This is a genomic window from Hymenobacter gelipurpurascens, assembly GCF_900187375.1.
Taxonomy (GTDB): Bacteria; Bacteroidota; Bacteroidia; order Cytophagales; family Hymenobacteraceae; genus Hymenobacter; species Hymenobacter gelipurpurascens.
In genome coordinates, this window is the sequence record NZ_FYEW01000004.1 from 85,271 (window position 1) to 105,676 (window position 20,406).

The 20,406-nt window shown below is 60.2% G+C and carries 19 protein-coding genes; 5 read left to right on the forward strand and 14 right to left on the reverse strand.

From position 1 onward, the window contains the following. The first annotated feature begins 17 nt into the window (after window positions 1-17). Both CFT68_RS20620 and CFT68_RS20625 read left to right on the forward strand, forming a co-directional pair. Complete coding sequence (locus CFT68_RS20620) at window positions 18-2,375, forward strand: ABC transporter permease (RefSeq protein WP_088845583.1); 2,358 nt, start codon at window positions 18-20, stop codon at window positions 2,373-2,375. A 286-nt stretch (window positions 2,376-2,661) separates the two neighbouring features. Continuing rightward, entirely contained in the window at window positions 2,662-3,177 is a 516-nt protein-coding gene (locus tag CFT68_RS20625; protein ID WP_141106652.1) for a hypothetical protein, read from the forward strand. Here CFT68_RS20625 and CFT68_RS20630 read toward each other — a convergent pair whose 3' ends face one another. The 9 genes from CFT68_RS20630 to CFT68_RS20670 form a co-directional block, all read right to left on the reverse strand. After that, window positions 3,178-3,405, reverse strand: coding sequence for a Kazal-type serine protease inhibitor domain-containing protein (locus CFT68_RS20630; RefSeq protein WP_088845585.1), 228 nt, complete (start codon window positions 3,403-3,405; stop codon window positions 3,178-3,180). It abuts the gene before it with no gap. 167 nt (window positions 3,406-3,572) lie between these two features. Then, on the reverse strand, window positions 3,573-3,911 hold the full coding sequence (locus CFT68_RS20635) for a hypothetical protein (RefSeq protein ID WP_088845586.1): 339 nt from the start codon (window positions 3,909-3,911) through the stop codon (window positions 3,573-3,575). 276 nt (window positions 3,912-4,187) lie between these two features. Further along, window positions 4,188-4,502 carry a VOC family protein gene (locus tag CFT68_RS20640; protein WP_245815464.1) on the reverse strand — a complete coding sequence of 105 codons (315 nt, stop codon included), beginning with the start codon at window positions 4,500-4,502 and terminating at the stop codon, window positions 4,188-4,190. Between the two features lie 526 nt (window positions 4,503-5,028). Continuing rightward, the gene (locus tag CFT68_RS20645) at window positions 5,029-5,451 is read right to left on the reverse strand and encodes a hypothetical protein (protein ID WP_088845587.1); all 423 of its coding nucleotides are present in this window, start codon (window positions 5,449-5,451) and stop codon (window positions 5,029-5,031) included. Window positions 5,452-5,849: 398 nt separating this feature from the next. Next, window positions 5,850-6,896 (reverse strand): arsenosugar biosynthesis radical SAM (seleno)protein ArsS, encoded by a 1,047-nt coding sequence (gene arsS / locus CFT68_RS20650; RefSeq protein WP_088845588.1) that lies wholly within the window; start codon window positions 6,894-6,896, stop codon window positions 5,850-5,852. 131 nt (window positions 6,897-7,027) lie between these two features. Beyond that, window positions 7,028-7,930 (reverse strand): SDR family oxidoreductase, encoded by a 903-nt coding sequence (locus CFT68_RS20655; RefSeq protein WP_088845589.1) that lies wholly within the window; start codon window positions 7,928-7,930, stop codon window positions 7,028-7,030. After that, window positions 7,923-8,924 (reverse strand): NAD-dependent epimerase/dehydratase family protein, encoded by a 1,002-nt coding sequence (locus tag CFT68_RS20660; RefSeq protein WP_088845590.1) that lies wholly within the window; start codon window positions 8,922-8,924, stop codon window positions 7,923-7,925. Before CFT68_RS20660 ends, CFT68_RS20655 begins: the two co-directional genes overlap by 8 nt. Beyond that, a complete protein-coding gene (locus CFT68_RS20665; protein ID WP_088845591.1) occupies window positions 8,924-9,616 on the reverse strand; it encodes a TIGR04283 family arsenosugar biosynthesis glycosyltransferase in 693 nt (230 codons plus the stop codon). Before CFT68_RS20665 ends, CFT68_RS20660 begins: the two co-directional genes overlap by 1 nt. Window positions 9,617-9,668: 52 nt before the next feature. After that, on the reverse strand, window positions 9,669-10,760 hold the full coding sequence (locus CFT68_RS20670; RefSeq protein ID WP_088845592.1) for a BamA/TamA family outer membrane protein: 1,092 nt from the start codon (window positions 10,758-10,760) through the stop codon (window positions 9,669-9,671). A gap of 90 nt (window positions 10,761-10,850) precedes the next feature. On the opposite strand from CFT68_RS20670, the gene CFT68_RS20675 reads away from it, so the two are divergent. Then, window positions 10,851-11,657, forward strand: coding sequence for a DUF547 domain-containing protein (locus CFT68_RS20675; RefSeq protein WP_245815465.1), 807 nt, complete (start codon window positions 10,851-10,853; stop codon window positions 11,655-11,657). Continuing rightward, entirely contained in the window at window positions 11,647-12,279 is a 633-nt protein-coding gene (locus tag CFT68_RS20680) for a DUF6134 family protein (RefSeq protein ID WP_245815466.1), read from the forward strand. The genes CFT68_RS20675 and CFT68_RS20680 overlap by 11 nt, the downstream gene beginning before the upstream one ends. Window positions 12,280-12,890: 611 nt before the next feature. Here the strand turns inward: CFT68_RS20680 and CFT68_RS20690 are convergent. The 5 genes from CFT68_RS20690 to CFT68_RS22460 all read right to left on the reverse strand — a co-directional run bounded on the left by CFT68_RS20690 (window position 12,891) and on the right by CFT68_RS22460 (window position 20,018). Then, window positions 12,891-13,739: a metallophosphoesterase family protein gene (locus CFT68_RS20690; protein ID WP_088845595.1), complete on the reverse strand. Its 849-nt coding sequence runs from the start codon at window positions 13,737-13,739 to the stop codon at window positions 12,891-12,893. Next, window positions 13,732-15,087, reverse strand: a complete 1,356-nt coding sequence (locus CFT68_RS20695; protein WP_088845596.1) for a sodium:solute symporter family transporter — start codon at window positions 15,085-15,087, stop codon at window positions 13,732-13,734. Before CFT68_RS20695 ends, CFT68_RS20690 begins: the two co-directional genes overlap by 8 nt. 10 nt (window positions 15,088-15,097) lie before the next feature. Beyond that, complete coding sequence (locus CFT68_RS20700; protein ID WP_088845597.1) at window positions 15,098-16,546, reverse strand: SusD/RagB family nutrient-binding outer membrane lipoprotein; 1,449 nt, start codon at window positions 16,544-16,546, stop codon at window positions 15,098-15,100. 16 nt (window positions 16,547-16,562) lie between these two features. Beyond that, window positions 16,563-19,754, reverse strand: coding sequence for a SusC/RagA family TonB-linked outer membrane protein (locus tag CFT68_RS20705; protein WP_245815467.1), 3,192 nt, complete (start codon window positions 19,752-19,754; stop codon window positions 16,563-16,565). 126 nt (window positions 19,755-19,880) lie between these two features. Further along, window positions 19,881-20,018, reverse strand: coding sequence for a hypothetical protein (locus tag CFT68_RS22460; protein WP_394340124.1), 138 nt, complete (start codon window positions 20,016-20,018; stop codon window positions 19,881-19,883). On the opposite strand from CFT68_RS22460, the gene CFT68_RS21875 reads away from it, so the two are divergent. Further along, window positions 19,956-20,225, forward strand: a complete 270-nt coding sequence (locus tag CFT68_RS21875) for a hypothetical protein (RefSeq protein ID WP_170934882.1) — start codon at window positions 19,956-19,958, stop codon at window positions 20,223-20,225. The two genes, CFT68_RS22460 and CFT68_RS21875, sit on opposite strands and share 63 nt — an antisense overlap. Window positions 20,226-20,406 lie beyond the last annotated feature (181 nt).

The following is a 20,406-nucleotide window of genomic DNA, read 5'->3' on the forward strand; positions in this document are numbered from 1 at the left end:
TCCTCTTCTTTCGGCTCATGCTTCCCTACCCCTTGCTGCTCCTCTACCGCAACTTTAAGCGGTTCAAAAGCACGTTCTTCATCAACCTGATTGGCCTCTCGACCGGCCTGGCCTGCGCGCTGCTCATCTACCTGTGGATAAGCGACGAGCGCAGCTTCGACCGCTACCACGCCCTGGACGGGCGTCTGTATCAGGTGCTGGAAAACCGCCGCACGGCCGCCGGCATCGAAACCCAAACCGGCACCATACCGCTGCTGGCGGAGGCCCTGCGGCGGGAAATGCCGGAGATTGAATTCGTGGCCACCACCACGCCGGTCCCGTTCTTCCCTGCTTTTACGCTGGCGGCGGGCGGCCAGCACCTAACCGCCGTCCCCAAATACGCGGACCCCGCCTTCTTTCAGCTGTTTTCCTACCCCCTGCTGGTGGGCACCCCCGCCACTGTGCTGCAAGACAAAGACGCCATTGTGCTCTCCGAGGCCTTGGCAACCAAGCTCTTCCAGACGCCGCAGAACAGCCTGGGCAAAGCCGTGGAATGGCAAATGGCCGACCGAAAGCAGACCTGCCTGGTGGCCGGGGTGTTTGCCGGGGTGCCCCGCAACTCGTCCGAGCAGTTTGACTGCGTGCTGCCATTTGCCTCGTTCAGGGACATGATGCAGATGGGCGAAACCATCAAGTGGGACGACGACGGCCCCTTCAACACCTACTTAGCCTTGAAGGAGGGGGCCGACCCCGCGCAGTTTCAAGCCAAGCTGGCGGGGTTGCTGAAAACCAAAAGCACGCAGGCCCAGGCCCGGGGGCGCACGCTGTTCGTGCGGCCGTTCTCGGCGGCGTACCTGCACGGCACCTACGAAAACGGCGTCGCCACCGGGGGGCGCATTACCTACGTGCGGCTGCTGGCCCTCATTGCCGGGCTCATTCTGGTGATTGCCAGCATCAATTTCATGAACCTGTTCACCGCCAAGGCCTCGCGGCGGGTCAAGGAAGTGGGCATCCGCAAGGCCCTGGGGGCGAGCCGCGCTGTGCTGGTGGGGCAGTACCTGACCGAATCCGTGGTGATGGCCTTGCTGGCCCTGGTCGTGGCCGTGGGGCTGGTGCAGCTCGTGCTCCCGCAGTTCAGCGAGCTGACGGGCAAGCCGCTGGCCTTGCGATGGGAGTGGCCGCTGGTGGGGGCCGGCCTGACCCTGGCGCTCGGTACGGGGCTGCTGGCGGGCAGCTACCCCGCGTTCTACCTGTCAAGTTTTCAGCCGGCGGCCGTGCTGAAAGGCAAGCTACCGACCAGGGCCGGCGACGTGTGGACGCGGCAGGGACTGGTCGTGCTGCAGTTCACGCTCTCGGTGCTGTTCATCGTGGCCGTGGTGGTCGTCAACGCGCAGCTGGCGTTTGTGCAGCGCCACCCGCTGGGCTACGACAAAGCCCACGTGCTCCGCTTTGATACGGGTGGCAAGGCGGCGCGAGAGCAGGCGGCCTTTCTGAGCGAGGTGAAGCAATTGCCCGGCGTTGTGCAGGCGTCCAGCGTCCTGGGCGGCTTCCTGGGGGGGCGCTACGTCGCGGAGATGAGCTGGCAAGGTAAGCGCCTGCCCGTAGGGACGATGCTGGTCAACTATGACCTAGTGGAAACAATGGGCATGCATTTGGTAGCTGGCCGCAGTTTTGCGCGGCAGTATCGCGCCGACAGCGCCGCCATCCTCGTCAACCAGGCCCTGGTGGCGGGCCTGGGGATGCCGGACCCCGTGGGCCAACAGCTCGACGGGCGCCGCATCGTGGGCGTGGTCCGCGACTTCCACTACGAATCCCTGCACGAAAAAATTAAACCTCTGCTCCTCAAGCTTGACCCCCAGATTAACACGGTACTAGTGAAGCTCCAGCCGGGCGCGGAGCAGGCCACTATTGCGCGGCTTCAGCAGCTGTACGCCGCCTACAACCCCGGCTTTACGCTCGACTACACGTTTCTGGATGCCGACTACCAGGCCCAGTACGTAGCCGAGCGGCGGGTAGCGGTGCTCGCCCGCTACTTCGCCGGGCTGGCTATTCTCATTTCCGCTCTGGGCCTGCTAGGGCTAGCTGCCTTCACGGCCGAGCGGCGGCGCAAGGAAATCGGCATCCGCAAGGCCCTGGGCGCGAGCGAACTGAGCATTGTGTGGTTGTTGACCAGCAGCCTGACCTGGCTGGTTGTCGTAGCCATCGTGCTGGCGCTGCCCCTAAGCTACCTGCTGCTGCAGCGGTGGCTGGAAGGCTTTGCCTACCGCGTGGCGTGGCAGTGGTGGTACTTCGCCGCCGCCGGCATGGGGGCCCTGCTCATTGCCGGCCTTACCGTAAGCGCACTGGCCTGGCGGGCCGCCCGCCGCAGCCCCGTGCTGAGCCTGCGGGCCGATTGATAAGCGAATAGGCGGGCCGCCCGGAATTGCCCGAGGGTAGGCCACCTACCGGCCGGCCGTGGTCTTGTAACCAGCGGCCACCACGGCTCAGCCATACCCTGCTGGCGGAGTGCCGCGCGCAGCCATTCACTTCGAGGAGTTCGGGCTGGCTACGTAGAGTGGGTAAGAAATTAGCGGCCCCGTAAGAAGTACATCAACTCCAGCAGCTTCCGCTCGAGCACATCTGGTAATTCCGGTATCGTTCTCCCTTCAGTGTCCGGCCCCTAGCTAGGTGTTACCTTGCCGCATGCCCCCCATTTCCTTTAATCCAGCGATGCTGACCGCCCTCCTGGGCGGCCGCAAAACGCAAACTCGCCGGCGCCTTCCTCTGGACCTGCCTATGCAGCAGGAACCAAGCCGGTACCGCTACCTGGGCCTGATCGAGGAAGGGGCCCTGTTCGAGGATGTGCAAACGCGGACCATACTGCCCCCCGTGCCGTGCCCATTCGGCAAAGCAGGTCAGGTGCTACGGGTGCAGGAAGACGTAGCGTTCCACCTGGTGGTGTTAAGCATCCGGGCCGAGCAGGTGCGCTGCGTTACCGAAGCGGATGTTCTGGCGGAAGGCCTTAAATCGGTGGTGGTGCATGGCGGGCCGGTAACCTGGGGTGGGGTGGAGCCAACAGGTGACGAGGCAGGCTCTTTCCACTGGTATAACAGCCCCGTGGAAGCGTTTCGGCGCTTGCTTGATTCCATCTATCCAACCGCCTGGGCCCGGAATGAGTGGGTGTGGGTTGTGGCGTTTAAGCTGAAGCCCGGCGCGTAGTTACTGGCATGGCCCGGGCGTAGTGGAAAGCACGCCGGCGTTGCTGGCCTCGCAGCTGTTGGCGTACGTGCGGCCATTGCAGCCACAGACCGGGTTGTAGTTCATCGGGCAGGGACCGGACTTGGCCGGGGCCGGATCAACACAGGTGCTATCCGGCTCGGCCGGGTTGGAGCAGGAGGCACCCAGGGCCAACAAAATCAGCAGACAAGACAGTAGGCGGGTACGCATAGTCAGAGATGGAGCTCTCTACTGGGCAGCGCCGTATTCTCTTCGGAAAGTGGCACCAGGAGGAGGATTCGAACTCCCGAGGATCACCCATAGGTTCGCTCGCTGCGCGCCGAAGCACACCCGCATTCCTTGCTCAGCATTCCTGGTAGGAAGGGAGAGCGAAAGTACTAAAATCGTTCAATCAGCCAGGTTAGCCCCATACGCAGATAGATCAGCGCAGCCGGCATAAACAAGAGCACGAAGAACCCCACCCCGGCACGCGGGTAAAAGGGATTGCGCCAGCGTTGCCAGGCGTGAGAAACGTAGGCCAGGGCCGCCAAGCCTGTACACACAAACACGAAAAAGGCGGGAATCAGAAGGATAAAGCTGGCTTCCCCTTCCCACCCCTGTCTGGTCTGCTGCTGCTGCTCCGCCTGCCACTGGTGGAAGAGCAGGATCCACCCGCTGCACGCCAGGGCCAGGAACAGGGCGTAGCGAAATTCACGCAGGGAGGTGAAGGTTTTCATCGGGGCCACGGGGTAGTGGCTCCTTTATTCCGGAAGGTGGTGGGAAGTAACCTGGAGGACCTGTAAAACAAACAGCCCCAACCATCAGGCCAGGGCGGATTGTAAGTAGTAGAAGCTTGAACACATCCTGATGGCCACGGAGCTCGACCCGGTTTACTGCGCGGCGGCTTCTGTGGTGGCCGGCTGCTCGGCGAAGGCGGGGTCCATGTACAGAATATTCCAAATATGGCCGTCGGGATCCTGGAAGTTGCGGTCGTACATAAATTCCATTTCGTTTTACGGCTGCTGGGGCACGGGCTGCCCCCCGGCGGCCAGTGCTGCGTCAACCATACGGTCCACCTCGGCGCGGCTGTCGGCTGACAGGCAGAGAATGAATTCGTTGGCCTGGTGAGCGTTGACCAGGGGCTTACCCGTGAACGACTGGAAAAACGACTCTTCCAGCAGCATCACGAAGAGGGTGTCGCTGACAATCAGGCAGGTGCCCTGTTCGTTGGTCATCAGCGGGTTGAACCTAAAACCCAGCTGAGTAAAGAACGCCACCGACGCGCTGAGATCCTTAACGGGCAGGTTGAGATACATTGTAGTCGCCATGGGGGTAGTAGGTTAGTGGGTACAGGGCAAAAGTACCGGCTGCATCGGCCCGGTAGGGGCACGGAATGCGACAACTTGCGGGGTCCTTTGCGACAAGTTTTTTGCAAGCGGGGCGGTCTGAGATGTCGTTGTAAGCTGCCTTAGGGAGTGGTCAGGGGTTGACCTGGCGCTTAGCAAAGTAAGGGCCGGTAGCGGCGGTCCATTGAGTCCTTCTGCTGCAGGGCGCGGGCAATATTTAGCGGGTGGGTAGCAAGGCCCCTCAGTCAGATTGGAATAGGAGATATCGGCCGGCCGTTAATAGGCCGCATGGCATAACTGTTAACAGCTGTAGCTTGCCCGATTGCCGGGGTACGGTGTCGACGACTCGCCGAGCAACTACCTGCAATTACTTGGGTCAATGCGCTGGCCTTCAATTAATTAATTGCCGTCGGGCCCTAATACAGGGCTGCAGGCGGCCGTGAGCAGCATCAGGCACAGCAGCAGGGACAGTACTCGGGGATGCAGGGAAGATTCCTAACCTTAGCCTTTAGCTGGCAGCGGCCTGCTGTGCCTCACGTAGCCACGATTTCGCTTTCTCCATATCATCAAACAACACTACCTGCAGGCCTTTGCCAACACCCCGGGTCAACGCCTCGGCGGACAGCATCGCCATGGCATCCGGCTGCACGACGTGGGCGAAGTGGGTCAGGCCCACCTCGATGGCCCGTGGTACCCAGTCGGTCAGGACCCACAGCATGGAGTGGTCCCACCGGCCTAAGACGCGACGATTATCATTCAGCAAGTACGAGCACGAATGCTTTTGGAGTAGTTGCAGGCACGCCTCGGCCCCATCAAACACGCTGTCGAAGGTCTGATAGCCTATCCAGTCGTTGTAGACCCACTGATTATCCGAATCGTACCTCGTGGAGAGGTACTTGTTACCGAGGGGGTTAGTTAATTCAAGGGGCATGAGGGCGGGAGGGGGGTAGGCAAGCTTACTTCTTTAGCTACCATTCCAGCAACTGGATAATGCGCTTGGCGCTTGGGGTAGCGTATTAACCAACCTGAGTCTGGTGCTCGGGGCATGGGGGCGAAGGGCTTGCCCTTATGCATGGAAAGCGGACCTGCGATTCAGGCACAAGATACCCAAAATTATGTCAGGCATTATCCATCTATAATACTAATCACCTTCACAAGATCAAGTCCGAAAGGTGCCTGTGCCGTGGGGTAAATTACCCACTATAAATCCCCTAGTTCGCTCCCTGTACCTGTTTACTGAACTGATTTTCGCCCTGCTAGCGCCATTTCCTTTAATTGCTAGTGATCGTAACATTGCACAGGAAACCAGGGAAAATATGCACATTACGACTACACTGTTGCCCCCCCGCAGCTAGAGCCACTACCCGCCGTGCAACCATAGCAATGCTGATTGATGACCACTGTCCGTTTGCTGAGCATCGCGACATCAAAGTCCCGGATATGCTGCACGGGGCTGGCCACAGTGAGGTCCAGCATCTGGTTGAAATCGCAATCGTAGAGTCCCCCATCCCAACTGACGGAGATCGTGTTGCGGCACATCACGCCGGCGGCGGCCACGGGGTTGAAGGCATTGACTAGCTTTTCCATATAGCCGGCGTAGTTGCCCGACTCCATCAGGAAGTCGAGGTAGCGGCTGACGGGCAGGTTGGTGATGGCATAAAGTTCGTTGAACACAATGCCGAAGTCTTTGAGCAGAGCCCGCTTAAACTGCTCCTGCAGGCCCTTCTGCGAGCCCGGCAGAAAGGCCCCATTGGGGTTGTAGACCAGATTCAGGACTAGGCCGCTCCCTGGGTGCCCATAGCCGACGGCGTTGAGCATTTTCAGGGCCCGCACGGAGTCCTCGAATACGCCATCCCCCCGCTGGCGGTCGGTGGTTTTGGCCGTGTAGAAAGGCAGGGAGCTGACCACTTCCACGTTGTGGAGCTTAAAGAAATCGGGCAGGTCGTGATACTTCTTGTTGGCCACGATGATGGTCAGGTTGCAGCGCACCAGCACTTTGCGGCCCAGCAGGCTAATCTGCTCCACAAACCACCGGAAGTCAGGGTTCATCTCGGGGGCTCCCCCCGTTAAATCCACCGTCGCAATATCGGTCTGGGCCAGCGCATCCAGGCAGAGCTGCATGGTTTCGCGGGTCATGATTTCCTTGCGGTCCGGACCGGCATCGACGTGGCAATGCCGACACACCTGGTTGCACATCTTGCCCACGTTGATTTGCAACACGGTGGGAGCAACGGGGAGCAGGGGGAAGAGCCCCGCTTCAGCGAGCTTATCCCGAAACGAGGGCAGGTGCAGCGTCTGCGCCTCCTCCTGCCGAAGTACGGTTAACTGAAAAGCCGAATCGGCCAGTTGGTGGCCCGTGGCCTTGAGTGATTTCATGAAACGCGTTCGTAGAGAATCTAAGAGACAAGCTGACTCTCAGGGCAGAACCCTGGCAGCAGAGGCGATGCGGTTGCCCGTGCCCGGCAAACGTACGAGAGGATCAGCCCTCCCGGTTTAGGGGGGTATCCCTATTCGTAGAAATGCCGGAGCCGCCGAATAGTCCGGAGTACGATCCAGTCGCCGAGCCGGGGCAGGTAAGTGTGCACCAGCACAATGAGCCGCCCCAGGGCAGAGAGCACCGTACGTTGCCGCCGCCGGCGGATATGCTCCACAATCCGGGCGGCTACCTGGGCCTGGGTTTTCTGCCAGCGCGGGGGACGATGCGCAATGGGAACGGGCGCGCCGCTCGCGCTGAGCACCCGCTTGTCGGGATCATTTTGGGTGAACCCAATGTGTACTACCCCCACATGCAGGCCCGTGTCGGAAAGTTCCAGCCGGAGGGTATGCGCCAGGTTGGCTACTGCCGCCTTGCCCGCACAGTATGCCGAGCCACTGGGCATCCCGTTCAGGGCCGAGATGGAGGAAATGAACGTGACGCTCCCCCGACTCTTGAGCAGGTGGGGCAGGGCGGCTTTGAGGGGGTACACCGTGCCGTACACATTGCTGTCGAGCACCTGCCGAAATACTTCGGGCTGCATATCCGCAAAGTACGCCCGCTGGGAAATGCTGGCATTGGTGACGAGAATGTCCAACCGGCCAAACGTCTGAACGGCGGTGGCCACCAGCATCTCACAGGCGGCATAATCCGTTACGTCGGCCACGCAGCTGGCCACGACGTAGCCCGCTTCCGCCAACGCCTGACGCGTGAGCTCCAGGCGGTCCGCCTGCCGTCCGTTGAGCACGACCGCAGCTCCCTGCTGGCAAAGGGCGCGGGCGGTTTCCCGGCCAATGCCGGACTCCGAGCCGGTGACCAGGGCGACCTTTCCGGCAAAGAAGCCCGTGCCCGGGAGCGGGACGGGTGACCGATGGCGAGCCGCCAGAGCGTCTTGCTGAGACCCAGCTACTGCCGGAGCCAGTTTTGTATCAAACATACTGATGTGCTTTAAACCAGTGGAAGGCCTCCCGGATGGCTTCCTCCAGATCGGTCTGAGGAAGGGACAACTCGGCCCGCGCTTTCTGTACCGAGAAGTAGTGCCCGTCGTTGGCGACGGCGACCATGGCGGAGTTCACCTGAGCAGGCCGACCCGTGGCCAGCGCCTTGACATCGCACGCCGCCCCGTAGAGCCGGGCCAGGAGCGCCGGGATGGGTCGCGTGGGAGGACGCACCCCCATCACGCGCGCCATCAGCGCAAAGGCCTCCCGGTAGCTCAGGTTCTGATTACCCAGGATGTAGGACTCTCCGATGCGGCCCTGCGTCAGGGCATTGACCGTGGCCACCGCGACGTCGCGCACGTGCACGTAATTCTTCCCCCCGGGCGGATAGCCCGGCAGCTTGCCCCGGTAGAGTTCCAGCAGCAGGGCGTTGGAAGTCGGCTTGGCGTCCCCCGGCCCCAGCATAAAGGTGGGGTGCACGAGCACGGCCGGCAGCTGCCAGTCGGCTACTGCCTCCAGCACCCGATCCGTGGCGGCCCGCTTGCTATCCATGTAGTCGAGCCCATACTGCATCCCAGCGTAGGCACGGGTTTCGTCGCCGGGCTGCAAACGGCTCCCATAGCCAAACACGTTGGCTGTGCCAACAAAGACCAAGCGCTCGACCGCGGCCTGCCGCGCCAGGTCCAGGATGGTTTCCGTGCCGCCCACATTGGCTTCCCACACGGCCGGATTACGGGCCGGATTTACCTCGGCCCGAGCCGCCGCGTGAATGATAGCCGAGCAGCCTTGGGCCAAGTCCTGCACCGAAGCCGGCTGGCACAAGTCACCCTCCCGAACCTCCACCCCCAACGAAGTCAGCGGGGGCAGCTGGCAGAGCTTACTGTTACTACCCGGCCGCACGAGCGCCCGCACGGGGTAGCCTCGCCCCAGGAGTTCCTGCACGAGGTGACGCCCTAAGAAGCCGCCGGCACCGGTCACTAACACTGGTCCCATCAGCGGTAGTTGAGTAGGGCCTTGTAGGTGCGGGCAATACGCGGCGGCGGCACCTTCAGAAAAAACAGGGAGAAGGCCGTCAGGTTCGCCAGCTGCACCCGCAGCCAGCTGTTGGTTTCATACTTGCGAGCGGAGACCACCACATCCTGGGGCACAATCAGGAAACGGGTCTGCCTGCGAATCCGACGGATGATGTCAAAGTCCTCCATGATGCAGTAGTACTCATCGAATCCCCCCAGTTCCTGGAACAGGTGCCGGGTGATAAACAGCGTCTGGTCCCCACCGCGGCTCATAATGCCCTTAAAGCGGGTGCCGTAGCTGTTCAGCCGGAGCATGGGGTGAGCAGAATCAAACCGGAAGCGGTAGCACCCGGCGTCATAACCGTCCTGCACGGCGCTGCGAAGCGTGGCCACGTAGTCCGGGTGAATGCCAACGTCCGCGTGCACGAAGTAAAGCAGCTCCCCCGTGGCATGTTGCGCCCCGTAGTTCATCTGCGCGGCGCGGCCAGGCTTAGGAGCCTGCAGGACCGTAGCTCCCGCTTGGCGGGCCACCTGCGCGGTATCATCCGCGCTGCCCGCATCCACGACCAGCACTTCAATGGTCTCTGGCTGGGCGTATTGACGCAGTTGAGCGACTAAGCGACCGATGTTGGCCGCCTCGTTGTAGGTGGGAATGATAACACTAAGCGTCATAGCCGGGGAAGAGGAGAAGACCGCAAGATGCCTATTTTGGTCATACGTAGTTTTAAAAAGCCTCTCCGATGGTGAGGTACAAGCCACTGGAACGATTGCCGAGCCCGTAATCTACCCGCAGGTTCAGATGGTCGCGGCGATTGACGGTGAAGCGTAGCCCGGCTCCGTAGGCCGCTTTCGGGGCACCCAGACGCAACAGCTGCCCCTCGCTTCCCAGCACGCCCAAGGAGCCAAAGGCGACGGCACCTAGACGCTTGTAGAGGGGCACCCGCAGCTCCGATTGCAGCAGGGCCGCGTTCTGGTCCCGGTAGCGCCCTTCGTAGTAGCCGCGCATTCGCCGGGTGCCCCCAAGCAGGGAGAGGGCATTGAAAGGTGCTTCTCCGCTCGTGAAGCTGGTGAAGTAGTTCATCGCCAGCACTGCGTGCCTGGTCAAGCGATGGTAAGAGGAAACATCGGCTACGTACCGGTCGAAGTGGGTGGTCTGGCCATTGCTGCCAGCTCCAGTGGCCCGGTTTCGCAGCCAGAACCCGACATCAGCGACCACTCCCTTGGTCGGGAAAAACACCTGGTCGCGGGAGTCGAAGAACACGCCGCCGCCCCCGCCGGACAACCGACTCCCCCGGCTGCCGGTAACGATTCCGGTAGCGAGTTGCCCCTCGGCGGCGACCTGGGTAAGGTGGTAATCCTCAAACTGGTAGCGAAGCCCGGCGTAGAGCTTGCCGGAAGGCAGCGTGGGCAGAATACGCCGAAACGCATTTAGTCGCACACGAGGAAAGCGCACCGCGTACAATTCCCGGGGTACGGCCTGCTCACCCACCCCAAAAAAGTAGTAGGTGTAGCGGTAGTACCCGACCTCGCCGTACGTATAGTAGCGGTTGTGGTCGTAAAACACCTGAAATGGCACGTACAGGAGCAGCTGCCGGTTCTGGGTATACGCCGCACCCACGGTCAGCTGCGAAGGGCGGGCCGTGCTGTCGCCGGCGTCCCGTCGGAATCGCAGGGTGGCAGTGAGAGCAGCCCCGTAGGCCAGGCGCGTTTCCGGGGTGTAATACACCAAGGGCAACGGCAACAGGGTAAGGCGCCTGGGTACACTATCTGCGGGAAATACGGTCATTAAACCCAGCAGGACAGAGGTCAGGAGCATGAGGTCAAAAGGGTATATGCCTACTCTACGAGAATGCCACAACGAATAGATTTAGGGGTCAGCAATCTTTGTTGCGCTTCGTAGCCGTATATGGCTACTCATCCGTTCGCCATGCGCCACTCCCTGCTGATCCTGCTGCTCTCCAGCCCTCTTTTGGCTGGCTATCCCATTTCCGTCGCTGCTTCAAGTACTTCCTCAAGCGAACGGGTAGCCGCCCCCCCAGTTGATCATAGCGGCTTTGACCGGCTGCTCAAAAAGCACGTCAACGCCCAGGGGCTGGTAAACTACAAAGGCTTTAAAGCCGACGAAAAGGAGTTCAACCAGTACCTGGCGGCGCTAAGCAAAAATGCGCCCGCGGACTCGTGGAGTAAGCCAGAGCAGATGGCGTACTGGATCAACGCCTACAATGCCTACACCATCCGGCTGATTCTAAACCACTACCCAGTGCAAAGCATCAAGGATATCGGCTCCAAAATCAAAATTCCGTTTGTGACCACGCCATGGGCAGCGGCGTTTTTCACCATTGGCGGGAAGAAGATGAGCCTCGATGCTATCGAGCACGGAACCCTCCGCAAGAAGTACGAGGACCCGCGCATCCACTTTGCCTTGGTGTGTGCCTCCCTCTCGTGTCCCCGCCTGCGCAACGAGGCCTACACCGCCGCCAAGCTCGACCAGCAGCTCGATGACCAGGGGCGGGATTTTCTCCGCGATGCCAGCAATAATAAAGTGGGCAAGGATGCGGCCCAGCTCTCCAAGTACTTTGACTGGTACAAGGGCGACTGGAACAACCACGGCCAGTCCGTCACGCAGTGGGTCAACCGGTATTCCCCCACGAAGATGGCCAGCACCGCTAGGATCACGTTTCTGGACTACAACTGGCAGCTGAATGAGCAGTAAGCGCCTGCAACGGCTGGTGGTGCTCGGCAGCGTAGGGCTGGCACCCTTGCTAGCGCAGGGGCAGACATCGGCCAAGCCGGCCGCCGAAATTCATCGGTATGCCATTGAAGTAGCTGGCCTGCAGGTGGGCACGATGACCGCCACTCGCCAGCCGCAGGCCGGAACCGATGTGCTCTACACCCTCGTAAGCGACGTACAGGTGAATTTCCTGGTGTATCACCTTAAGGTTTACTACAAGGTGGTCAATCACGTCCGCAACGGGCAGCTCTTGCTCTCCACGGTAGAAGCCCACACCAACCAAGGGGACTTCGCCTCGCGCACCGAGTGGAAAGGGGGACATTACGACATCCTCGCCAAGCAGTACAAGCATCAGTACCACGGCACCGAGACCAAGCCGATTACCTGGACCATGACCGACCTGTTTTTCGCCGAGCCCGTGGGTCGGACGGCTGCTTACTCCGAATACTTCGGCGATTACTTCGGCCTGGTCTCCGGCGGTCGCAACGGGTTTTATGCTCACCGGGATGGACGAGAGGATGAGTATCGGTATGTCGCGGGCCAACTGACCACCATCATCAAGAAGAATCCCCTCAAGAACTTCATCGTCCGTCGGCTACCCTGATCCGGCACCAACAAGCCGGGCGCAGCAATGGGGCTACCTGTTGGGCGCCGTTTTATTGCTGGCGCGGGTCGTGAACCTATTTTCTTGGTTTCCACAGGACGACCACCGGGCGTTACTCACGTAGCCCCTCATGGGCTACAACCTGCTTGTCGTGGTGGGGATCTGGCTTCTCTTGGGCAACGTCATTGCTCTCGCGCAATTGGTTCGCCCATTTAAGCAGAACATGGTCGTGCACATCAGCTTGCTAATGCTGCTGTCTTTGGGGAGCACTGCGAAACTACTCGGGTCGGGGGCACCACACCTGGTGCCCAGCCCTCCGACCACGGGAAGTGATCTACACCTGCCGCTCAGCTTCCATGCCATCGTCCAGTCCGGGGTTACCGATCAAGCAGAATTTAGCTCAATACTTGCCCGCCGCCCTTGACTTTTAACACAGTTCAACTTATCTCCCCATTGCTACAAGCGGGCCAGCGAGCATCCAGAGTGTTCAATCAATAGTGAGGGTTGATACTTACCACTCATTTAAGTGCGGAAGCATTAGCGGTACGGATTAGCACGAATTAAAACCATTTCAGCTTTGTCCGAAAAGAGGATAGCAAAGGGAGCGTGTTCTACTCGTTTTCTTCATATTGCAGCGTAATGGCCCGACCCTGTAAAGCCTTCTCGGCCGCTGGCAAAATTTCGCAGTTATCCCAGATGCCCGTTAGAAGCGTGTGCGCATAGGAATCGGGGAGCCCATTGGCTTGCATTAACTGATGCGCCCTACCATTGTCATAGGTAAAGGCGTGAAAGGTGTAGCTAAACCGGCCATTAGTGTCATCAAGCAGCAGATACCAGACCCGCGGGGTACCATCGTTGGCAGGCATTCCAATCACGCCCGCGTTAAGCCAGTATTGCCCGGCCCGCGCATCGGCAAAGGGTAGGCCGGCGTGGCCGGACAGTATCACCTCGGCCCCGGTAGCGGCAAAGCTGATTTCCTTCACCGGCCAGGGGGTTGAAGAGAACACGAAATCGGCGATGCCGGTGGACGCCCCGTGCAGCACGGCTACCGCCTTGCCCGCATACTGGAAAGACAATTGGAGCGGCAGGGTACCCAGCCAGGCGACCGAGCCGGCCGATAGGCTCCGTACCGCGTAGGGAAACCAGGCGCGGGACAACAGGTCGCACCGGCTGCCCTCGGCGAAGTTGCAGCCGCAGTCGTCTTCGCCCCGGATGATATTCTGTTCCACATTGCCCTGAATGGCGTGCACCCCCCAGTCTTTCACAAACTGCACCGCGGCTTCGGGTTGGGCGCAGTAGCCCACGATGTCGCCGGTGCAGACGATGTTGCCGGCTGGAATCTGCAGCTGGTCGGCAATGCCTTTGAGCGTTTCCAGGGCCTGGAGGTTCGAGTAGGGTCCCCCGAAAACGAGCAGCCGGCCGCTTCGTGTGCCGAGGTCGTGGGGGAGTGGGCTATCCATGATGAGGCTTTTTGGGGAGAAGAGTACAGAGGCCGAAGACCCCGAAACAGAAGGCCGACGTAATCAGGTTGGTGCTGAGCAGCGCCCCGTATTTGCCGTCGCCCAAGTGCAGGGCATCGGGCAGGGGAAACAGCGTTAGCAAACCGCCCAGCACCAGACCACCCACCACCGACAGGTGAAAGGCCAGGCGCGGTACGGGCACATTCCAGAACAAAAACACGGGGGCCAGCCCCAGCACCAGCGTGCCGCTGATTGTGGTAGCCGACAGAATGGCGGGGTTGAAAAAAACCGGTATCGTGCCCAGTACCGTGAGAACCACCATGGCCCACCGCCCTCTCGACACGCTGGGCACGGGCGCTTTGCTCAGGTCAATACTGATTAGTTTGGAGAACGAGGCCATGGCTGAATCGAGGGTCGAGGAGGCGGAGGTCACCATGATCAGGTTCATCAGCAACAGCATGGGCACCCCAAAGTACCGCGCCACGGCCACGGGGGCTTCACCGGTCAGGGCGTTGAGGTTGGCGAAGATGCCCACGAAGCTGAAAAAAATGATGCAGCCCGAGCCGATAGCCCCCGCCCAGAGGTAGGACTTCAGCGTGGTGCGCGTATCGGAGATAAATCCCCGGTCGGTGAGCACCGGGTCGTGAAAGGGGTAGCTGAAACACTGCACCACCGCCACCAGCAGCAAATCGACGCCCTGCCCCAAAGACCATTCCCCACTGCTCAGAAAGGGCATCAGGCTGCCCCCGTACTGCGGCAGGATAAAGCCGAGAATAACCGTGAGCAGCACCACAAAGAGCGACAGCTGAATCACGTCGGTCATAATCGAGCTGCTCATGCCGCCCTTGAGCGTGTAGGCCAGCGTCAGCAGGGTGAACACCACAATGGCGACGTAGTAACTGCTCGTGCCCTGCAGGCCAAAATAAGAGCCGATGACGATGGTGTTGGACCATATTTCGTTGTACAGCCGAATGATAATCAGGAAGGTAAAAACGACCACCGCCCCCGCGCCATATTTCGATTCCAGAAAATGGTGGATGCTGCGGTAGCCCCCTTTGTTGCGCATGGAGACGATAACGAAACCGGCCACCAGAAACGACAGGTAATACCCCGCGTAGGCCACCCCGCCCACCAGCCCGAAGCTTTGGCCCAGGTTGGCGGCGTTGGTAATCGACTTGGCAAACAGCCAGGAAATGACCAGGCTGCTCGTTAGGAAAACAGTATTGGGGGCACGCTCTTTACGGGCTCCCCGGAAAAATTCGGGCGCGGTCCGCGACAGCGGGGACACGAAAAACAGCGTGACGCTGGAGACCAGCACCAACGCCCACTGCAACAGGGTTGTACTCATACGGGGGTATTCAGCGAGCCCACCATACGGGAGCGTTGATACTGTTATTTTGAGTGTTGTCGGCCGCTATCTGGTACTGCACCGCGTTAAGCGCACTTTCCGTGGCGGGGTAGGGCATGCGTTTGGGAATCAGCCCGTTGTTGAGGCTGGCCGAAACCGTTTTCAGGCGGGGAAACCCCGTCCGGCGGTACTCGGTCCAGCCTTCGTAGGCGTTGTTGATGTTCCCCAGCCATTTCTGCGTCAGTATCTGCTCGAGGGGGTTCTGGGCGTTCTGGCCGTAGGCCACCTTGGTGCTGGTCAGGTAGCTGCCGGGCAGCGCCGTTCCCCAGTAGTCAAACGACTGGGTAATGCCCTGCTCATACAAGGTCTTGGCCGATGCCGACACCAGCCCCCGCTGGGCGGCTTCGGCCAGCCAGAAACTGGTTTCGCCCGCGGTTATGAAGTTGGCCGATAAACGGTCCGAGTTTTCCCGGAAGATGGTCCCCGTAAGCGAGTAATCGGCCAGCGAGATGGAGAGCTTGGAGGCATCGGGTCCGTTCAACAGGCCTTTGTAGGTACCTGGCTTGGCCGCCGTTGGTCGAAAATACGTCGCTATCCGGGGGTCGCTAAGTCCCGTCAGCAGCTCCTCGCTGGTTTTGGACATGATGAACAGGTTGAAATCCCCGATCCGGGCGGTTGCCATGCGGAAATTGTTGGGCTGGGCCAGCGAGAATCGGAAGGCGGCATTGTCCGCATTGGCCTTGATGTAATTGCCTTCGGTCACGATTTTTTGCAGGGCCGCTTGCACGTTCACCTTGCCTGATATGCGCATCAGACATTTAATTTTCAGCGAATTGGCAAACAGTATCCATTTACTGCGGTTGCCCCCGTAGAGCACGTCACCCTCGAGCGCCGTAGGCCCTTTGTAATTGTTGATGGAGGCGATACCCTTGTCCAGGTTGTCGAGGATGCCGCCCGGTGCCGTATAGATGGATTCCTGGCTGTCGTAGGCCGGCGTAATTACTCCCGCTTTGCCCTGTAGCGCCTGGCTGTAGGGAACGTCGCCGTACAGGTCCGTCAGCATGGCGGCGATGTAGGCTTTCAGTATCAGGGCCGGTCCTTCGTACACCCCGAAAGCCGCATTCGAGCGCGCCTTTTGCAGCAGAATCTCGTTGTCCCGCAGATTGCTGTACATAATCGGCCAGGGGTTACCGCCGTACTGCGGCTCGCTCAGGCTGTGCCGGTCGAACAGGTTGAAGTCGATGGCCGTGAAGTACTGCCCCAGCAGGTTGCCCGCCACGAAGGATTCGTAGGACATCTGCTCGCCGTAGTCAAAGACAATTTTGCGCAGCAGGAGTGAGGGTTGCACATCAACCGGCGCGTTGGGGTTCGTGTTGATTTCCTCGAATCTATCCGTACAGCCGGGCAGAAAGCCAACCAGTGCGCTCAGCAGCAGGATGCTAGTTAATTTCCGTTTCATTAGCTGGTTGAAGGGCTTAGAAATTAGCGCTTAGCTTTAAGCCCACGTTGCGGGTGGTGGGGTAAGTCATGTCCTCGACGCCCGTCTGCAGTTGATTTTGCTGAAACGAGGTCTGCTCGGGGTCGAAGTGCGGGATGTGCGAGAGGGCCAGCAGGTTCCGTCCTATCAGGGCAATGGTCAGCTGCTGCGTACGCAGCTTCTTAGTCAGCCAGGCCGTTTGGGGCACCGAGTAACCGATGGTCAGTTCCCGAAGCTTTACATAGGAGGCATTGTAGGTGCTGTTCTCCTCATTGTTGCGGTCGTAGTACATCCGGTAGTAGGTTTCGGCCGGAATAGCGAGGGTATTGGGCTGGTAGTTCGGGTTGTCGGCCGTACCGGTGTTCACCACGCCTTTGGCCACGATGCCTGCATCGGGCCGGTCGGCCGTTTCAATCAGCTGACCCGCCACGCCGGCCAGGGCCAGCGTGCGCGACACCAGAATCCCGCCCTGCCGCCAGTCGAGTAGAAAGCCGAGATTAAAACTGCCGACGCTGAACTGGTTCGACAGCCCCACCATGAAGTCGGGGTTGTAGTTACCCAGCTTCTTGAGGGTGTTGTCGGCAATGTACTGCCCGTTGCTGCCCACAATGAACTCGCCCTGCGCGGTGCGCAGGTAGCCCGTTCCCCACATATCGCCCATCCGGTCGCCCTGCCGCACCTGGTACCAGACCGTCTGGTTCACGTTGTCGTAGATGCGGTTGTAGCCCAGGGTCAGGGTGCCAGCTTCTGCGGGCAGCGATACCACGTTGGTCCGGTTCCGGCTGAAATTCAGGCTCGCGTTCCACCGGAAGCGGTTTGTCTGCACGGGCGTGGCGTTCACCACGGCCTCGATGCCCCGCGACTGCACCTCCCCGCCGTTGATGACCCGCTCGCTGTAGCCGGTCGGGATGGCAATGGGCAGCGACAGAATCTGGTTGCGGGTGCGGGCTTTGTAGTAGGTCAGGTCGAAACCCAGCCGGTCGTTGAAGAAGCGGACATCCGCCCCTACTTCCAGGGAGGTAATCGACTCTGGTTTCAGGTTGGTATTGGCAATGGTGCTCTGGTCGCTGAACGCCGGCTGCGAAAAAACCGGGTTCCGGGCGTTGTATACCCCCGCCGTCTGATAGGGGCTGGTGTCGTTGCCGACGTTGGCGGCGCTGGCCCGTACTTTGGCAAACGACACGGCCGCGGGCAGCTGGAACTGGTTCGACAGCACCCAGCTGGCCGATACCGACGGGTAGAAGAAAGCCGTATTGGCCGTAGACGTGGGCGTTGCCAGGGCGCTTGACCAGTCGTTGCGCCCGGTAATGTCGACAAACAAAACGTCTTTAAAACCCAGCTTGGCCAGGGCATACAGGCTGTTGATGCGCTTACGGCCACTCTGCTGGTATACCTCCACCGGCGAGGCAGCGTTGTTGAGCTTGAACACGCCCGGCTGGGCCAGCGTCAGGGCCTGGTATTGGTCGAACGAGGTCTGTTGGTCCATCCGGTTGCCTCCCGCCGATACGTCGAGCGAGAGCGGCCCCAGGCTGCGGGTGTAGTTCAGCAGGAAGTCGGTGTTGATTTCCCGGAAAAAAACGCCGTTCTCGGCGTAAGCGCCGCTCTTGAAGCGGTTGCTGCTAAAGGCCCGCCGAAACTGGCGGTTCTCATTGGAGTAGTCCATGCTACTGCGCACCAGCAGCGTCAGGCTGTTAGCCAGCTCGGCCGTGAGGGCCACATTGCCGATGAGCCGGTCGCGGTTAAACGAATTCCGGTTTTCGTAGAGCGTAAAATACGGGTTGTCGAAGTAGGTGTAGTTGTAGGAATAATGCTGAATCCCTTCCAGCCCCGGCTGCCAGTACTGCTTCATGGGGTTGATGTCGGTTTGGCGGCCCAGCCAGGCACTCAGGGCGTAGTTGGTGTTTTCCGAACCGTACTTGGTCGCGGGACGGTTGTCGCTGCCGCTGTTGATGTAGTTGAGCGACGAGCTGACTTTCAGCCATTTGACTGGGTCAAACTGCAGCCGGGCGGCCAGGGTTTTGCGCTTCAGGTCCACCCCCGGAATAATCGACTGGCTGTTGAGGTCCGTGTAGGAAAGCCGGTAGCTGCCCTTGTCGTAGTCGCCCGCAACCGCCAGGTTGTTGATGAACGTGTGCCCGGTCTGGTAAAAATCGCGCAGGTTGTTGGGGTGTGACACAAACGGCGTCGGGGTGATGGGGAGTCCGCTGTAGAGCCGCGTATCGGCGCCGCGCACCACCCGGCCGTCGGGCAGGGTCACGGGGCTGTCGTACTGCTGGGTCAACACGCCCGCGTCCAGCCGGGGGCCGTAGCTGTACGAGATGTTGTCGTTGACACCCCCGCCCAGGCCGTCGCTGTACTTGAACGCGCCGCTGTTGCCCTGCCCGTAGCTGTTCTGAAACCTGGGCAGCTGGAACGGCTGCTCGGCGTAGAAGGTGCTATTGAAGCTCACGCCAATGCCTTTGCCCGCCGACGAACCGTCTTTGGTCGTAATCAAGATGACCCCATTGGAGGCCCGGGTTCCGTAGAGGGCCGCCGCGCTGGGTCCTTTAAGGACCGACACCGACGCCACGTCGTCGGGGTTGATTTCCCCAGCCCCGTTGCCGAAATCGATTTCCTGAAACCCGTTGGCATCGTCGTTGACGCGGTTGACTACCGTGGCGTTGTTGATTACAATGCCGTCGACCACAAAGAGGGGATTATTGTTGGTGAAAGACGATTCGCCCCGGATGACAATGCGCGACGACGCTCCCACCCCGGTGGAGCCGCCCGTGACCATAACGCCCGCTGCCTTACCCGCCAGATTGTCGAGGAAGTTGGAAGCTTTTACCTCGCTGACCTGTCGGCCATCGATTTTCTGCACCGCGTAGCCCAGGCTCTGGGCGTTGCGCTCCAGTCCCAGGGCCGTTACGACTACCTCATTGAGGGAAACGCCCGCCACCAGCTCAACCGTCAGGTTGGTTTGCCCCGTGTACTGGATTTCCTGCGATTTATAGCCCAGGTAGGTAAAAACAAGTATGTCGGCTGGCTGGAGATTGGTCAGCGTGAACGTTCCCGTCGCATTCGTGAGCGTACCCGCCTGCGTGCGTTTTACCTGCACGGTGGCCCCCGGTATCGGTTGTGACAAGGCCGCGTCTACCACCTGCCCGGTGAGTTTCTGGGCAACTGCCGTTACGGATAATAAGGAAAGCAAGGCAACAAGTAGTAATGGTTGTCGCATTTATGGGAAGTATTCGAGGGAAGAAATTTTGGCAATCTACGGTATGTGAGAGGGAAGTGGATGTACTAGAGTGGGTGCAAAAGGGATAAGGTATTCTAACTACGCCGGACACAATGGGGACGTGTTTTTAAGTTGGGTTTCGAAATAGTTGGGGGCGGGGTAGCCGAGGGCGGAATGCTGGCGTACCGAGTTGTAGTAGGCGATGTGGTGGCTGTTTTCAAGTATGGCCTCGTCCAGGCCAGGGAAGCGGCCGCCATTGAGCAATTCGGCTTTGAAGCGGCTTTACAACGATTCGGCGGGGGGGCCTCGCACCACAAGCGCCCGGCGCAAGGCTTCGCTGACCAGGTCTTCCGGCCTGGTCTCGCGCACGCCCCAGCCCCCGATTTTACGCGAGCAGTGGTCCAGCCACACGGCCAGGTAGAGCCAGCCTCCTTGCCGGGGTAAGTACGTGACGAAAGCCCACCCAGCCCCGAATCGGGGCCGTGGGAGCGGGCTGGCCGGGCAAGCGGTTGGGAGCGGCGCGGGGCTGGGTCCGAATCCGTGGTGCGCGGCACGAATGAGCTCTGGTTTTGACCTTAAATAGAATACTCGGCCACACGCGCTAAAGTGAATGCGGAGAATATCC

What these genes read in the sequence shown, in the direction of transcription:
- CFT68_RS20620 (WP_088845583.1), top strand. Translation starts at nt 18, where the DNA reads ATGCTTCCCTACCCCTTGCTGCTCCTCTACCGCAACTTTAAGCGGTTC.
- CFT68_RS20625 (WP_141106652.1), top strand. Translation starts at nt 2,662, where the DNA reads ATGCCCCCCATTTCCTTTAATCCAGCGATGCTGACCGCCCTCCTGGGC.
- CFT68_RS20630 (WP_088845585.1), bottom strand. Translation starts at nt 3,405, where the DNA reads ATGCGTACCCGCCTACTGTCTTGTCTGCTGATTTTGTTGGCCCTGGGT.
- CFT68_RS20635 (WP_088845586.1), bottom strand. Translation starts at nt 3,911, where the DNA reads ATGAAAACCTTCACCTCCCTGCGTGAATTTCGCTACGCCCTGTTCCTG.
- CFT68_RS20640 (WP_245815464.1), bottom strand. Translation starts at nt 4,502, where the DNA reads ATGGCGACTACAATGTATCTCAACCTGCCCGTTAAGGATCTCAGCGCG.
- CFT68_RS20645 (WP_088845587.1), bottom strand. Translation starts at nt 5,451, where the DNA reads ATGCCCCTTGAATTAACTAACCCCCTCGGTAACAAGTACCTCTCCACG.
- arsS (WP_088845588.1), bottom strand. Translation starts at nt 6,896, where the DNA reads ATGAAATCACTCAAGGCCACGGGCCACCAACTGGCCGATTCGGCTTTT.
- CFT68_RS20655 (WP_088845589.1), bottom strand. Translation starts at nt 7,930, where the DNA reads ATGTTTGATACAAAACTGGCTCCGGCAGTAGCTGGGTCTCAGCAAGAC.
- CFT68_RS20660 (WP_088845590.1), bottom strand. Translation starts at nt 8,924, where the DNA reads ATGGGACCAGTGTTAGTGACCGGTGCCGGCGGCTTCTTAGGGCGTCAC.
- CFT68_RS20665 (WP_088845591.1), bottom strand. Translation starts at nt 9,616, where the DNA reads ATGACGCTTAGTGTTATCATTCCCACCTACAACGAGGCGGCCAACATC.
- CFT68_RS20670 (WP_088845592.1), bottom strand. Translation starts at nt 10,760, where the DNA reads ATGCTCCTGACCTCTGTCCTGCTGGGTTTAATGACCGTATTTCCCGCA.
- CFT68_RS20675 (WP_245815465.1), top strand. Translation starts at nt 10,851, where the DNA reads ATGGCTACTCATCCGTTCGCCATGCGCCACTCCCTGCTGATCCTGCTG.
- CFT68_RS20680 (WP_245815466.1), top strand. Translation starts at nt 11,647, where the DNA reads ATGAGCAGTAAGCGCCTGCAACGGCTGGTGGTGCTCGGCAGCGTAGGG.
- CFT68_RS20690 (WP_088845595.1), bottom strand. Translation starts at nt 13,739, where the DNA reads ATGGATAGCCCACTCCCCCACGACCTCGGCACACGAAGCGGCCGGCTG.
- CFT68_RS20695 (WP_088845596.1), bottom strand. Translation starts at nt 15,087, where the DNA reads ATGAGTACAACCCTGTTGCAGTGGGCGTTGGTGCTGGTCTCCAGCGTC.
- CFT68_RS20700 (WP_088845597.1), bottom strand. Translation starts at nt 16,546, where the DNA reads ATGAAACGGAAATTAACTAGCATCCTGCTGCTGAGCGCACTGGTTGGC.
- CFT68_RS21875 (WP_170934882.1), top strand. Translation starts at nt 19,956, where the DNA reads ATGCTGGCGTACCGAGTTGTAGTAGGCGATGTGGTGGCTGTTTTCAAG.